This is a genomic window from Providencia rettgeri, from assembly GCF_023205015.1.
Taxonomy (GTDB): Bacteria; Pseudomonadota; Gammaproteobacteria; order Enterobacterales; family Enterobacteriaceae; genus Providencia; species Providencia rettgeri_E.
This window is the reverse complement of record NZ_CP096258.1, coordinates 2986540-3000026: the sequence shown is the minus strand read 5'-3', so window position 1 is coordinate 3000026 and position 13487 is coordinate 2986540. Positions and strand designations below refer to the sequence as shown.

Below are 13487 nucleotides of genomic sequence, written 5' to 3'. Positions count from 1 at the left end.
TATCCGCTTGCTTAATGTCGTGGGAAAATAAATCATAGCCTTCTGTGATATTTTGTCTCATCTTGGTCTTGCCTCATCATTAATAAAATAAGTTGGTCAGCAATGTTGCAGGCATGCTTGATATCAGCTTCAGTACATGGTCTGTTTTTTACACTGGCAGCTAACTTGCCTAACTTAATATCAAACTCAGTTAATAACTGTTCCTCGGGTACCCAAGGGGTTAATTGTGGTTGTTTCATGGTGGTTATCCTTTGGTTTTGAATAAACCACCACAGTAAGAAAAAATGCAGAATAAAACTGATTATGCTTAATCAATTATTGGCCCGAATAATCGCTTCGATGGGATAGCATTCGGACAAAACACCTCGTTGAGTTAGGGCGTCTTTATCCATTAAACAATTCTGTTCATCGGGATAGGTATAGCCGTTAGATTTATATAAACAATCAGCACCGCTACAAATTAGCAGGAATAAACCATAAATCATTGTTTACTCCTTTGTAGTTCTGTCTGAGTAGGTTGTATTTCAATTCTAATATGAGCCGGGAAGTCATAAGAAACCTTGCAACGCCTATCCGTTGAAACAAACCCGTGCGAGCCATCGGGTAGGGTGATTTTGACTTCTTGGTCTTTTTGGTGCTCGTGTCTTAGCATTGGTCTTGCCTCGTTAGTGACATGTCACATTAATGGATAACAGCCGGTGCCGTTGGGTAACCCAGTTGAAGTAACAACGCTTTTTTTACCAGTGATAGCGTTTGTTCTTCTTGGCGAGTGACTTGTTGAGTCGATGCTGTGGTCCACTCCACACTGCATTTATTGTTAGCTTCATCGTGAGTGATGATGACTTCTAATTTCATGGCCATAAAAATATCTCCTGATAATGCGCCCATTGCAGGGCGCTATAGGTATTAACGAACCTGTAGAGTACGTGCACCAGTTTCAAGGTGTGCACCATCTATAGTTTCACCTTTATCAATACGTTCTTTAATTGCTTTTTTATCGGGCGCAGTAATAGTTTGAACATCAATTAATTCGTCAGGAAGTAACGATTCATCATCAATGACAACGGATACAGTGCCTTTTCTTGCTGTAAAGGTATTTCTCAGTGTTTTTAAGCTATCTTTACCAGATGTTAATAAACACGTTAAGGCATACTGCTTTAAGTTTTTAATTTGATTATCAAATTGGTTTTTACGCTCAGCTAGGCGTTTAGATTCTTTACTTAGGGTTTCAGCTTGTCCTTCAATATTACGAACATGGACCATAATTGCGTCTAACTTGTCGCCTAATTCGCCCTCAAGACCCTCTAAGGTATCGGCAACATCCTCTGCTGTGAATTCACCTGTTTCGACGAGTTGTTGTAATTTGCTGTAGTCAGCAGCCATTGCAATAGCAGTTGTCTTGGTCATTAGATTGCCTCTTCTTTTTGTTTCAGTTGGTCTAAACACTCTTTTTCAATTTCATTTAGCCGGCGCAAACGGCCGTTTAAATATTTTTCATATTCACTGTCGCCACGTTGTTTGGCCAACTTGGCATGCGTTGAAATTTCGCGGGTGAGAGTAGATGTGATTCCTCGTAATTCGTTTGGCGTCACCGCACTGCGCATCGTTTCAGTGTGTCGCGTGAACTTCTCGTCTAACTCTTTGCGAATGCGGGTTGCATCTTCAGCGTTATCGCTGGCGGCTTTGATTTCATACTCGAGCTTATTACTCGCCACATATTCAGGGTTATCATGCATTCCCATAAATACGTCAGAACTAAAGCCCAGCATGGAAAGTGCTTTTTTGATTGAGTCGGTGAGTGATTTTTTTATCACTTCACTGTCCGTCCTTATTCCTTGCTTGGTCTGATAGCGATAAGGTGTGGCACCGTAGCTCTCAAACTCACCACGAGTTTCGCCTTCGATGATGTACCAAAAGCGGATCTTGATTGAGTGATTTTGTTCAAAGAGTAATGTTCCATCCCCATCACGCAGGAACCTCATTGCGACTTGTTTATGGTGGGCATCGAGTACAGGCTCGACAAGCGGCTTTCCATCAATCATTTTTTCTTCAATGATTTCATAACCCCAGCCTTCACCTATTGGGCCGAATATTTCAGTCGCACGCATAAACATATAGGTGCTGTTGATACTGGTACCAACAAAGCCCATTCCATCAAGTGGTTTGGTAAAGCGTGAATCAGTACGTTGTACTTGCTTCCAAATATTAAGGTGGTTTGTATTACCGCTATTAAGCACCTCATCAAGTACTGCTGCGCGTTGTTCAAAATCATCTTGTTCAGTAGCAACTGGCGCAGCAATAGCAGGTGTTTCAATCACAACCGGCTCAGGTTCTTTTTCTACTTTAGCCGGTGTGTCTTTTTTCTTTATGGTACGTTTTGGTTTTTCTGATTTAGGCGGTTGCTCAGGTGTTTCATCATTAGCTGGCTTAGCATCTAAATTATCAACTGCAAAACGACCACTACCAAGTGAAGTTACCTTAGGGCTATTGGCACTAAGTTTTGAATCAATAAACGCTTTACGGGCATTTGCATCATCAAATAGCTCTGGTTTCTCTCTTGCTTCGGTCACTAGTGCAAAGATACTTTCGCGAGGGATATCTAGAACGCTAGGGAAGGTACGTAAATCCATTGATAACCGCTTCCATGCTTTATCTTCAGCACTGATGAGTTCCTTTGCTTTACGAATATCTGCACTTTTTGCATCGCTTGGTTTAATGTTCAAGAGTGCGAGGGCAATTTCGAGATCAAGTGCGGCATAATCACGTTTAAGGACAGGCTCGTCCTCAACGGGAGGAAGTTCAGGTTCCTCGGTTAACCAACTTTCACCAAGCGCCTTAGCATCTTCGATGGTGACATTATCGTCAGCATGCTCATAAACAGCCTGTGCAATTTCCATCGTGGCTTCAGCATCCATCAATGAAACTTTGGTAATTTCAGCAAGGCCAGTGGCGATATTACGAATTTTAGGTTCTGCTTCTTCGCTTAGTACCTTTAATGTAAAAGTGTATTCCTTATCAGTAATTTGAGTTTTACTAAATAGCAATAAAGCAGCTATGCGAGGTTTAGTGGCCAGCTTTTTAAATTCTTTATATTTAATGGGTTGCCATTTCTCTCCGTCGAACTCATTTTCAAGTGCAAAGGTTTCATCGAACTGATCGAGTGCAGGGCGAGGGGAACCTACAGCATCCTCACAAATAATAGGCTCATCAATATTAAAGTTATCCATAGAATCAGGGTAAGCTTCCGATAGCTTAATCATTGCCGTTGCTGCCGCAATTTTGGCATTCGCTGCATTGAAAGCGATGGTTAAAGGTACAGCACCATTGGTTCGAGCCTCGGTCGTAGGTTCAAATACACAGATAAAAGTTGTCATTGGTCTTGCCTCTTAATAAGGAATTTGTTCGTCAGTTTTAGAAATGGGTTTGCCTTCTAAACAGAGCAGCATCTGGATTTGGTCTTCCAGTAGGCTTGATTTCACCTGAGCATCAGCAAGGATTTTGCTTTGCTCAGCTTTGAGTGAGTCAATCTCTAATTGAACTAGCTCAGTATTTGACGGAGCAGTAAAGGGAATGTCGATAGTATGTTCAGCAATGACAAAGCCTAAACCAGATTCAATATCATATTTGAATGGATAAGGGCGGTATTTATATGAACCGTCAAATTGCTTTTGTGCGTGGATATAAAGCGTAACACTTAGGGTTTCAGGTTGTGCTTTCATAGCAGCTCCTTTAAAATAACTGTGATCAGTGATTTATCATTGGTCTTGCCTCTTCTAGCGTTTGGTCGCGCTAGTAGAACTCTCGGTTAGCTTTGGTCGGCGACCCGAGGTAAAGGAACCCACTTCGGTGGGTTTTTTTACGACTATAATTTGTTGCCCGTCTTTCCGAGCTGTCTGGTCTTGCCTCTGGCTTTGGTCTAAAAGTTTTATCTGGTACTACTAAAAATTTGGTTTGAACACCTGACTAAACACTTGCTGTGTTGTTTGTCTTGAAATCCAATCTACAAGTTTAAATTGAATTAATCAAGAATTATTTACAAAATAAACTTGTAACTATAGGTGTGAAAAATTACAAGAAGAGTTAACTTCTTGTAATCGATATTGAATTTTTGGCTTTTATTTATGCGTAACGCTTGTAGGTTTTTGTTTGACTAAGAAGGACTTTGCCTGCGATATGAAACTGTTCTTCATCTTCCTTGGCAATATGCCAATCACGGTATTTTGTGTTATCTGATATGACAGTTAATTCATTTTTAATCATTTGTAATCGCTTGATATGCAGTGTCTGGCCAAACACAAATACATAAACGCCATCACCATCAAAATAGTTTATATGGATATCAATGAATACTTGGTCACCAGGGCTGATAGTATCATGCATGCTATCACCAGCAACGGTGATCATTTTTATATTAGAACTAGGTCGATTACCAAATAACTTTAGGGCTTCATCTGTAGAGTATTCGATAGAACGGATGGTTTCAGTAAATTCACCTTTAGTGATAATACCTGGTCCTGCACTTGCCTCAATATCAAGATGTTCAACAAGATAAGAGTCGACCGAAATCCTAGTAAAAACTGGTTTTTCTGTTGATTCAGCTGCAGCATCATCCATAAAAAACCAATGTTCTGGATAGCCCGTAATTGAAGACAGTGATGCTAAATTATTACCTCGAGGTGCTGTTTTTCCACTTACCCAAAATTGTACAGACTGAGGGCTAACACCAATACGCCGAGCAAGCTCAGATTGTGACCAACCCCGCTCAGTTAAGGCTTGGTTGATTCTAGAGGCTGAAATTTCATTCGGATTCTTTTTCATATAAATCATCTTACAAGAGTTCCTTGTAGTTATCACTTCAAGAAAAACTTGAAATTTACGTGTGTTTGGTTGTAAGATTAACTTGTAATTATTTAAGGAGACGGAAATGACACCACTTGTAAAAAGTAAAATTAATAACCTAGCTAATCAGTCAGAGATAGCGAGACGATTAGGAACAAAACCACAAACGGTTAATTTATGGTTTAAAAATGGAGTCCCAGCACAAAAGGTTTTGAGTTTATGTGAATGCCTTGGATGGGATATAACTCCCCATGAAGTTGCACCAGACATTTACCCAAACCCTTACGACGGCTTACCTAACGAGCCATCAGTATTACAGCTATCAGATTAAAAAACTGATTATTCATAATCAATTTTGCGACAGGAGACGCAGAGATGAGTTTTGATATCGATATTGTCCGCTCTGAAATTGAGAGCTGGGCGACAGAACATGGCCAAGAGCACGTAGCGATTGAGATAAGCCGTGCGTATTTACAGATCACGCGAGATAAGTCACGAAGCCGCTTGCATGTGATTGAAGATGAACGAGGCCAAGCGGATTGGAAAGCAATTAACAATAACCGACAGCAGATCTTTCGTTGGTTACGAGGCGATTCGAACGCATCAATGAAGAAATTAGCAGAGCTGATGCCAGCGATTGAAATGGCGTTGCCGGCTTCAAGGTTAGCTCGAGTGCGAGGCGACACTAAAAACTATTTAGCATCAGTGGCCATACAGCGATTTGCAGAAGCTATGACCGAAATTTTGTTAGAGGGGCGTGACATGTCACACCGAATAAATAATGCCGTTAACGCACTCAATGCAATATCACGCCCGACCAGCGTGCACTAATTCAAGAGGCAAGACCAATGCTAAGAACGACTGAATTGATTACCTACTGTAATGGTTTTTTATTGAATGGAAAGCCAGCAGACAGAAAACAAATCGAAGATATTTTCGAGGGAAGAAGGGCGGCAGCACTCAATATTGGGGTGCAGTACGAACAACAAAAACAAAAGCTACTTTTAAAGAAATTGACGCCTGAGCAGTACCAGAACGCTTGCCGCGATATTGCTAAAGCGCTGGGGGTGTGAAATGAGACCATCAGACTTGTTACTCGATTTTGGGCGACCAGTGGCTTACTACCCTGGTTTAGTTAAACGCTTTGGTAGCGTCAATGCGGTAATATTTTTCAGCCAGATATTTTATTGGCAGGATAAAACGGATTCTGAATTAGGAGTCTATAAATCTTCTGAGGACATTACATCCGAAACAGGGTTAAGCTATCGCGAGCAACTCACCGCAAGAAAGCATCTTGTGAAACGTGGGGTTTTAATTGAAACGGATAGGCGTTTAGAACACAAAATATATTACCGTATAGATTGTGACCAACTTGACCAAATTATGACGCAACCTATTGATAATCTACCAAATGCGCAAAGCGTAATTGGGGAAAGTCACAATGGGGATTTGGCGAAACAACAAAATGAACGGCCGCCACAAGACAAATTCGACGGTGGCGGTGAAACAAATCCGCAGTTCGATCCTACAGAGATTACAACAGAGAGTACTACAGAGAATATAAAACCTTCTTGTCCGGTTGTTTCACAACCCGACCAAAACACGAATGATAATTTGTTTGTGGCTCGCCACCCTGATGCCGTTGTGTTCAGTGCAAAGAAACGGCAATGGGGAACATCGGATGATTTGCTTTGTGCGCAGTGGATATCCAAACGGGTGACTGAACTTTACGAAAATGCATCTGCATCTGATGACGATATCAATCCACCAAAAGAACCAAACTGGGCGTTATGGGCCAATGATGTACGGTTAATGCGCACCATTGACGGCAGAACGCACAGGCAGATTTGCCGGTTATTTGATAGGGCAAATAAGGACCCATTTTGGTGCAAAAATATTCTTAGCCCAAGCACACTTCGAAAACAGTGGGACAAACTGGTATTAAAATTTGCTGAAATTCCACAGGGTGAAGATTGTTTACCTGCACAAGCCCATTGGAATAGCCCTGAAGCATGGGAGAACACACTATGAAAAGTCTCCTATCAGCAATTGAAAACAGAGATGGCAAAAAATTATCGAGCCTAATTCAGCCAATCAATAAACCCGTTGGCATCAATGAGCATGCGGAAAAGTTGGTTGATATGCTGTTTGATAACTTAGTGCAAATTTTCCCAGCGGCAAAGCATACTGTATTTTCAAATCAAGATGATGTTTCAGCAACCAAACGGCAATGGGTGCTGGCATTTATCGAAAATGGCATAACTTCCGTTGAGCAATTGAAAGCTGGAATGAGTGTGGCTAGGCAGCAAGAATCCGACTTTTTCCCCTCTTGTGGAAAATTTATCAGTTGGTGCCGCGAGGGAATGATGCAAGCTATGGGCCTACCTTCAGTCTGTGAGGTCATGGCTGAAATGAAACGCTACAGCAACATGGAGTGGCGATATCCATCTGTTGAGGCATTCCCTTGGAAATCAGCGATTATGTACTGGATTGTGCCAGAAGCAAGGCGACGTATGACACAGTATAATTTGTCCGATAAAGAGATTAGGGAATCCATCAAAAAGCAGTTGATAGCCTATTACAACCAGATACAGGAAGGTAAGCCAATCCCACCAATCAAGCCGTTAATAGGTCAAACTAAAAGAGGGGTTTCTACGTCAGAGTTAATTGATAAAGAGGGTAAATATCGACTGATTGGTCAGCAAGCGTTAAAGGAAATTAGGGCTAAAATTTTATATCGGGATAGATGATTACTTACTGAATGCTATTTTTAATTTTTGAGGCAAGACCAATGGCAAAAACAGCAGCAGAACGCAAAGCAGAACAGCGTAAGCGGCAAAAGGAATCAGGTGTTACTAAAATAGAGTTATTTCTTGATGAGCAAGAATTAGAAATGCTTCAAAGAAATTGCGTATTACGTAGACCAGGAAGAGGGCCATACGATATCGCTGAATATTTATCTCTTCTAATTAGAATTGATGACCGTTCATTGATGGCGTTAGTTTTAGAGTTAAATAAAAAGCAGTGTAAGAAATGTGGCGACACATTACCCGTTACAGATTGCTGTCTTAGTGGGAGTTTTGAGTGTTGGAACACACTAGGGTGGCATGAATTGAAACTGGTGACTTAATAAGAATGAATTAAGCAGCAATATTATCTTGTTATATGCTGCTTGATTATTAATTTACTTTAAAAATCGTTATTTTTTATTGTAAATAGTTGCACCCATGAGAGCTTCTAAAGTATATCGTCTATAAAACTTTACGAATCCGGTAAAAAATAGAAAACATAAGATAGATAAAATTATTGGTAACTCATACTTTCCATTTTCAAACATAAAAATGTATATAGAAAACCAAAAGGACATTAAAAAAATAAATGATATTGTTCGGCAAAAGCCATAAAGTGCAACATAATTTTGAAGCTTAGCTGAGTGCTTTTCGGAGTTTTCAAATATGAAGTGATATATAATACGGAAATAATCTCCACTTATTCCATGTGATTTTTGATATTTTGAAATATCATCAGTTGCAATACCTAAGTTATAACGTAATATTTTCATGCATTTTTTGAATACGGCATTACTTAGGTTCTCATCCAGAGTTTTAGCTTGGTCAAAAAACGTAATCCTAAAAATAGAAAGTAAGCATAACATGGCAGAAATAGGGAGTAAAAAAAATACTAATAAAAGTTTCCCTATGTTTTCGTAGCAAGGATCTTCTGCAGACCAAAAAACATGATTTTCTGTGAAAAGATATTTTGATGGGTAACCATATAAAAAAGCAGCATATTTTTCTATGAAAAATGATGATAGCAATGAAAATGTGTGTCCAATTATATAAGCAAGAAGAACTGCAGGTATGAATGTTAAAACTTCGCTCTTTTCTTTAGATAGGTTTAATAAATTATAAATTATATCAATGCCAAATAAAAAATGAAGTATATATAGGAATAAAGCTCCCGGTATTAAATACCCTAAAAAATCATATAATCCAAAAGGATTTTGCTTCATGAAAATAACCTCAATAATATTCCGGAGTCAAGCATATTATATATGATGATGGAAATTACAGCTAACTAGATAACTAATTTTACTTGATGTATTATATTCTCATTGGTCTGAACACCCAATCTTAACACTTGCTGTGTCTACTGAGAGAAACGTATGGCACAGCATAGCTTTATCAAAATGTCTAACGACACTCTTGTACCGGCTAATCCTGCTGCGAGAGATTTTTTGCATTCCAAAATTAAATGTGGTGATGTGCTTTCGGCTGATTTCAAGAAAGCTCGCAACCCACGTTTCCACCGTAAATACTTCGCATTACTCAATCTAGGTTATGAATACTGGGAACCAACCGGCGGTACCATTTCTCCTGAAGAAAAAGAATTGGTTCGTGGTTACGTTAAATTCCTCGCTTATTACACCGATAATGATGATGCCCTCCAGTCAGCCGCAGATGTTTACCTAAATGAGATAGCACAGAAACGCGCTCACAATATTTCAGCGACCAAATCCTTTGATGCTTTTCGCTATTGGGTGGTAGAGCAATCTGGCCACTATGAAACCTTTGAAATGCCAGATGGTAGCCTACGCCGTGTCGCTAAATCAATTAGCTTTGCCAAAATGGATGACCTAGCCTTTGGCGAACTCTACAAAGCCACACTCGATGTGCTTTGGAATTTCATTCTATTCCGCAATTTTCCCACGCAACAAGCCGCTGAAAATGCAGCTGGCCAGTTATTAGATTTTACCTAGAGGCAAGACCAATGACCAAAAAATCAAAGACCAAAGAAGATAAACAGTGGCTATCAGATGTAGCGGAACTCGGCTGTATTTGCTGTCGAAATATGGGGTATGGGCCATCACCAGCGGAAATTCATCATGTAAGAACGGGGCAGGGGATGGCGCAGCGAGCTAGCCATAAAGATGTTTTACCTTTATGTCCACCTCATCACCGGCCTAGTTACGATACTGGATTTCATGCAGCGCCAAAAACATGGCAAGAAATTCATGGTACCGAGATTGAGTTACTTGAGCAAACCAAAAGAGAAGTCATGGAGCTGCGGGCATGTCGAATATAAAAAGTATTTCTGATGGGCTGGTATTAGACAAAGAGCGTGAGGCATGGTTACAAAATTGGTTAACTCGATTTGGTACATGGGTTCACAGTGGTCGAATTGATAAACGTCAAACCAGTATGATCGCTCAATTCATGGAAAGGGTAGAAAGGCGTAATTATCCTGACAGGCCCACATGCAGTGATGATGATGGTTTGCTTATTCAGCGAGTGGTTGATAGTATTTACCGTATAGATGTTAAGGCATTTGATATGTTGCTTAGTCGGTATGCTTATTGTGCATCAGATAGGGCAATAGCGCGTCTCTATCATGAAAATAGTGAACCAAGAATTATGGCGCGTAGAAATGGAATGCTAAGGGAGAGAAAACCTTCAATATCTACTTGTCGACGAGAGGTGGAGGAAATATTAAAGGCAGCTGAATATTTATTGTACCAACCGCTGGTAGATGCATTTAAAAATAGAGAAAAAGAGGCAATATTGAAGCGAAATAGCAAAAACGTGTTGACTTCTTTGAACTAATGAGCCACTATTTTAAGGTAAGTTGCCATTTTAGTAACTTCACCAACTAACCCAGCCAATGCGCTGGGTTTTTTTGCTTTCTAAACCAAGTAAAGCTTGCTGTCACCTTTGTTCAGAGTTACATGTGTATTCACGACCAATAAACGACCAAAGGTATGAAATATCATGTTAAAACATAATAGTATGACAGAAGAGGCAAAGCTTGTTTTAAATGCGGTTACAGGTGAACCTGCGACAGTCGGTGAAGTTTCTCAATTTACTGAACTAACAAATTCTTGTTGTCAGTTAATACTGACACAGCTTTCAATGGCTGGACTTATCAAAGAAAACGTCAAAGAAAAAACATATCTAAATCTGTGAAAATGGGCGACTGTAAAAGTGTTGGTAGCACTCTTACAGTCATTCGCCCGTTCCGCGAGATCACGGACAAACTAAAGCCCACCGCTTATGTGCACAAAGCATGGTGAAGCTTATCAAAAAAGGTTTCCCTGATCTATGAAAAATACTGTGAATTTAAACAGTGTCAATTTAGTTAATGATGACTCACTCAGCTACATAAAAACACTTCCAGACAACTGTATCGATTTAATCGCAACTGACCCGCCATACTTTCAAGTAAAGCCGTGCAGTTGGGATAATCAGTGGGAAAATGTCACGTCTTATCTATTATGGCTTGATGAAATGCTTGCGGAGTTTTGGCGTGTTCTGAAGCCCAATGGCAGCTTATATATGTTCTGCGGTTCAAAACTCGCCGCAGATACTGAGTTGTTATTGAGAGAACGCTTTAACGTCCTGAATCATATCATCTGGGCAAAACCGTCAGGGCCGTGGCGTAGAGCATGTAAAGCTGACCTACGCAGTTTCTTTCCAAGTACTGAAAGAATTCTTTTCGCTGAACATTATCAAAGCCCATACAAAGGTAAAAGTAGTGATTATTTACAGCAATGTAAGCAGCTAAAAGAAAATGTGCTCAAGCCTTTGATTGAGTATTTCAAGCAGTCGCGTGAATCGTTAGGGATAACAGCAAAAGAAATAAAGCAAGCAACAGGTAAGCAAATGGCGTCTCATTGGTTCAGCTACAGCCAATGGCAATTGCCTAATGAGTCTGATTACCAAAAGCTACAAGAATTATTTCACCATGTAGCAAGTGAAAAACACAGTGAAAACCCGTTAAATCGAAGTCATTCAGATTTAGCAGAAACTCAAGTAACACTTAACCGCGAATATAGAGAGCTTGCTGAGCAGTATCAACTGTTACGCCGTACTTTCTCGGTTACTGTTGATGTTCCTTATACAGATGTGTGGACATATCCGCCTGTGCAATATTACCCGGGCAAACACCCTTGCGAAAAACCTTCAGCGATGATGGAACACATTATCAATAGTAGTAGCCGTGAAGGTGATGTTGTAGCCGATTTCTTTATGGGCTCAGGTGCAACAATAAAAGCAGCATTAAAACTTAATCGTCGAGTTATAGGTGTTGAACTAGAAGCCGACAGATTTGAGCAAACCAAAGCGGAGATAAGTAAAACCTCCAATTTCTAATTTTCAATTAACTCGGGCACTCCGTAGGGGGTGAATTTATGCGTATGGATAAATATAGCAACGCAGCCTACGGTAGTGCTGGGCTTACAGCATTTTTCGCGAGCTTATCGCTTTATGAATGGGGCTTCATTATCGGGATGGCATTTAGCATTATCCTAGGTCTAGCGACTTTCTTCATGAACAGACGAGAGCAGCGAAAGCGAACTCGTTTATTTGAAGATCTGGTTAACAAGACTGACCCACAAAACCCCTCAGCTACTGCACGAAAAGCCGCCGAACTTATGGCGAAAGCACCTAAGGATATCTAATGTCACTCAAACAAAAATTAACTGTGCTTGTTGGTGCAGGGGCTTCGGCTATCGCTTTAACGGTGATTGCGTATTTTGAAGGTGTTAGGTATGAGCCGTATGAAGATGTGGGTGGGGTTTTAACAGTTTGCTATGGGCATACGGGAAAGGACATTGTTCCCAACAAAGTTTATTCAAAAGAAGAATGCAACGAGCTGTTAGAACTGGATTTTATGAGAACTAAACTGCAGGTCGATCGTCTGGTTAAAGTTCCTGTCAACGAACACACAAAAGCCGCGCTGTATTCATTTGCATTCAATGTTGGTACTGGCGCGTTCGCTAAGTCCACCCTGCTTAAAAAGTTAAATGCGGGTGATCAATATGGCGCTTGTGAAGAGCTTAAAAAGTGGGTTTATGCTGGTGGTAAGGTATGGCGTGGACTTGTAAACCGTCGAGAAGCGGAGGCTGCTATATGTCATGGAAACCTATAGTAGCTGTAATTTGCTTTATGCTACTCGCGATATCAATTATTGCTTTTGGTGCTTACCGTATGACAGATAACACATGCGGCATAGATAAGGTCAGTTTAGAAAAACGCTGCCAGAAAGCTATCGATCACTATAAAGGTCGGCAAGTTAATTTTTAATCTTCTCTATGGTAACCGGCATGAATAAAGTTAGAGCATTGTTATTTATCGCAGCATGGGTAGCCATATGGGGAATGTGGATACAACACGAAAGGATAGGTGAGCTAAACACCAAGAATGCCGAACTACTCGTTGAGCTTACAGAGCAAGTCAAAATTAATGAAGATTACCAAGAACGTATCCAATCCTTTCATCAACTCGATACTAAACATACTCAGGAATTAGCTAATGCAAAGATTGAAATTGATAAGCTGCGTATTGCTGCTGAGCGTAATCCTGAACGGGTGTACATCAAAGCCAGTTGTAAAAAAGCCGAAAGCCTTACCCCCTCCGGCATGGATGATGCAATCTCCGCCAGACCTACTGACTCCGCTATCCGAAATTATTGGTTACTCAGAGAGCGAATTGTAAAATTAACACGAATGGTATTAGGGCTGCAAGATTATATTAGAACGGAGTGTTCACAGTGACTTACTCTGAGTTGATTAAAGATGCCTATTTAGAGATAGCCAAGAAAGCAATACGGGAAATTGAACAACAACGACAGGTGATGAAATAAAAAAAGCC

Annotated in this window: 22 protein-coding genes; 15 read left to right on the top strand and 7 right to left on the bottom strand. The window is 40.3% G+C overall.

The genetic code is table 11. The annotated features are described in order from the left end of the window. Positions 1-32 precede the first annotated feature (32 nt). The 6 genes from M0M83_RS13745 to M0M83_RS13720 form a co-directional block, all read right to left on the bottom strand. Positions 33-239: a hypothetical protein gene (locus M0M83_RS13745; protein ID WP_131680615.1), complete on the bottom strand. Its 207-nt coding sequence runs from the start codon at positions 237-239 to the stop codon at positions 33-35. Positions 240-681: 442 nt separating this feature from the next. Next, on the bottom strand, positions 682-861 hold the full coding sequence (locus M0M83_RS13740; protein ID WP_042844833.1) for a hypothetical protein: 180 nt from the start codon (positions 859-861) through the stop codon (positions 682-684). A gap of 45 nt (positions 862-906) precedes the next feature. Then, on the bottom strand, positions 907-1407 hold the full coding sequence (locus M0M83_RS13735) for a siphovirus Gp157 family protein (RefSeq protein WP_131680614.1): 501 nt from the start codon (positions 1405-1407) through the stop codon (positions 907-909). Continuing rightward, positions 1407-3374, bottom strand: coding sequence for a hypothetical protein (locus tag M0M83_RS13730; RefSeq protein WP_248466766.1), 1968 nt, complete (start codon positions 3372-3374; stop codon positions 1407-1409). The genes M0M83_RS13735 and M0M83_RS13730 overlap by 1 nt, the downstream gene beginning before the upstream one ends. A 12-nt stretch (positions 3375-3386) precedes the next feature. Next, a complete protein-coding gene (locus M0M83_RS13725; protein WP_248466765.1) occupies positions 3387-3719 on the bottom strand; it encodes a hypothetical protein in 333 nt (110 codons plus the stop codon). 400 nt (positions 3720-4119) lie between these two features. Continuing rightward, entirely contained in the window at positions 4120-4818 is a 699-nt protein-coding gene (locus M0M83_RS13720) for an XRE family transcriptional regulator (protein WP_248466764.1), read from the bottom strand. A gap of 106 nt (positions 4819-4924) precedes the next feature. Here M0M83_RS13720 and M0M83_RS13715 point away from each other — a divergent pair, with 106 nt between their 5' ends. From M0M83_RS13715 to M0M83_RS13690, 6 genes are read left to right on the top strand one after another with little or no spacing between them, the layout of a single operon-like run. Next, positions 4925-5170, top strand: coding sequence for a transcriptional regulator (locus M0M83_RS13715; protein ID WP_140178354.1), 246 nt, complete (start codon positions 4925-4927; stop codon positions 5168-5170). A 44-nt stretch (positions 5171-5214) separates the two neighbouring features. Next, entirely contained in the window at positions 5215-5670 is a 456-nt protein-coding gene (locus M0M83_RS13710) for a toxin YdaT family protein (RefSeq protein WP_248466763.1), read from the top strand. 17 nt (positions 5671-5687) lie between these two features. Further along, positions 5688-5912 (top strand): hypothetical protein, encoded by a 225-nt coding sequence (locus M0M83_RS13705; RefSeq protein ID WP_153673907.1) that lies wholly within the window; start codon positions 5688-5690, stop codon positions 5910-5912. A 1-nt stretch (position 5913) separates the two neighbouring features. Then, complete coding sequence (locus M0M83_RS13700; protein ID WP_248466762.1) at positions 5914-6870, top strand: hypothetical protein; 957 nt, start codon at positions 5914-5916, stop codon at positions 6868-6870. Next, positions 6867-7589 carry a replication protein P gene (locus M0M83_RS13695; RefSeq protein WP_248466761.1) on the top strand — a complete coding sequence of 241 codons (723 nt, stop codon included), beginning with the start codon at positions 6867-6869 and terminating at the stop codon, positions 7587-7589. Before M0M83_RS13700 ends, M0M83_RS13695 begins: the two co-directional genes overlap by 4 nt. A gap of 41 nt (positions 7590-7630) precedes the next feature. Continuing rightward, positions 7631-7969, top strand: a complete 339-nt coding sequence (locus tag M0M83_RS13690) for a hypothetical protein (RefSeq protein ID WP_248466760.1) — start codon at positions 7631-7633, stop codon at positions 7967-7969. Between the two features lie 69 nt (positions 7970-8038). Here M0M83_RS13690 and M0M83_RS13685 read toward each other — a convergent pair whose 3' ends face one another. Beyond that, positions 8039-8851: a hypothetical protein gene (locus M0M83_RS13685; RefSeq protein WP_248466759.1), complete on the bottom strand. Its 813-nt coding sequence runs from the start codon at positions 8849-8851 to the stop codon at positions 8039-8041. A gap of 153 nt (positions 8852-9004) precedes the next feature. Between M0M83_RS13685 and M0M83_RS13680 the strand changes: the two genes are divergently transcribed. The 9 genes from M0M83_RS13680 (at position 9005) to M0M83_RS13640 (ending at position 13390) form a co-directional block, all read left to right on the top strand. Then, entirely contained in the window at positions 9005-9598 is a 594-nt protein-coding gene (locus M0M83_RS13680) for a DUF1367 family protein (protein ID WP_166264708.1), read from the top strand. A gap of 11 nt (positions 9599-9609) precedes the next feature. Continuing rightward, the gene (locus tag M0M83_RS13675) at positions 9610-9924 is read left to right on the top strand and encodes a Ref family recombination enhancement nuclease (RefSeq protein ID WP_248466758.1); all 315 of its coding nucleotides are present in this window, start codon (positions 9610-9612) and stop codon (positions 9922-9924) included. Further along, positions 9912-10442 carry an antiterminator Q family protein gene (locus M0M83_RS13670; RefSeq protein WP_248466757.1) on the top strand — a complete coding sequence of 177 codons (531 nt, stop codon included), beginning with the start codon at positions 9912-9914 and terminating at the stop codon, positions 10440-10442. The genes M0M83_RS13675 and M0M83_RS13670 overlap by 13 nt, the downstream gene beginning before the upstream one ends. Before the next feature lie 165 nt (positions 10443-10607). Next, positions 10608-10802 (top strand): TrmB family transcriptional regulator, encoded by a 195-nt coding sequence (locus M0M83_RS13665; protein ID WP_248466756.1) that lies wholly within the window; start codon positions 10608-10610, stop codon positions 10800-10802. 135 nt (positions 10803-10937) lie between these two features. Further along, the gene (locus M0M83_RS13660) at positions 10938-11987 is read left to right on the top strand and encodes a DNA-methyltransferase (RefSeq protein ID WP_004912038.1); all 1050 of its coding nucleotides are present in this window, start codon (positions 10938-10940) and stop codon (positions 11985-11987) included. A 38-nt stretch (positions 11988-12025) separates the two neighbouring features. Continuing rightward, positions 12026-12295, top strand: a complete 270-nt coding sequence (locus M0M83_RS13655; RefSeq protein WP_004912034.1) for an HP1 family phage holin — start codon at positions 12026-12028, stop codon at positions 12293-12295. Then, on the top strand, positions 12295-12765 hold the full coding sequence (locus tag M0M83_RS13650; RefSeq protein ID WP_131680599.1) for a lysozyme: 471 nt from the start codon (positions 12295-12297) through the stop codon (positions 12763-12765). Before M0M83_RS13655 ends, M0M83_RS13650 begins: the two co-directional genes overlap by 1 nt. Next, positions 12747-12920: a hypothetical protein gene (locus M0M83_RS13645; RefSeq protein WP_165568276.1), complete on the top strand. Its 174-nt coding sequence runs from the start codon at positions 12747-12749 to the stop codon at positions 12918-12920. The genes M0M83_RS13650 and M0M83_RS13645 overlap by 19 nt, the downstream gene beginning before the upstream one ends. Positions 12921-12940: 20 nt before the next feature. Continuing rightward, the gene (locus M0M83_RS13640; protein ID WP_248466755.1) at positions 12941-13390 is read left to right on the top strand and encodes a lysis protein; all 450 of its coding nucleotides are present in this window, start codon (positions 12941-12943) and stop codon (positions 13388-13390) included. Positions 13391-13487 lie beyond the last annotated feature (97 nt).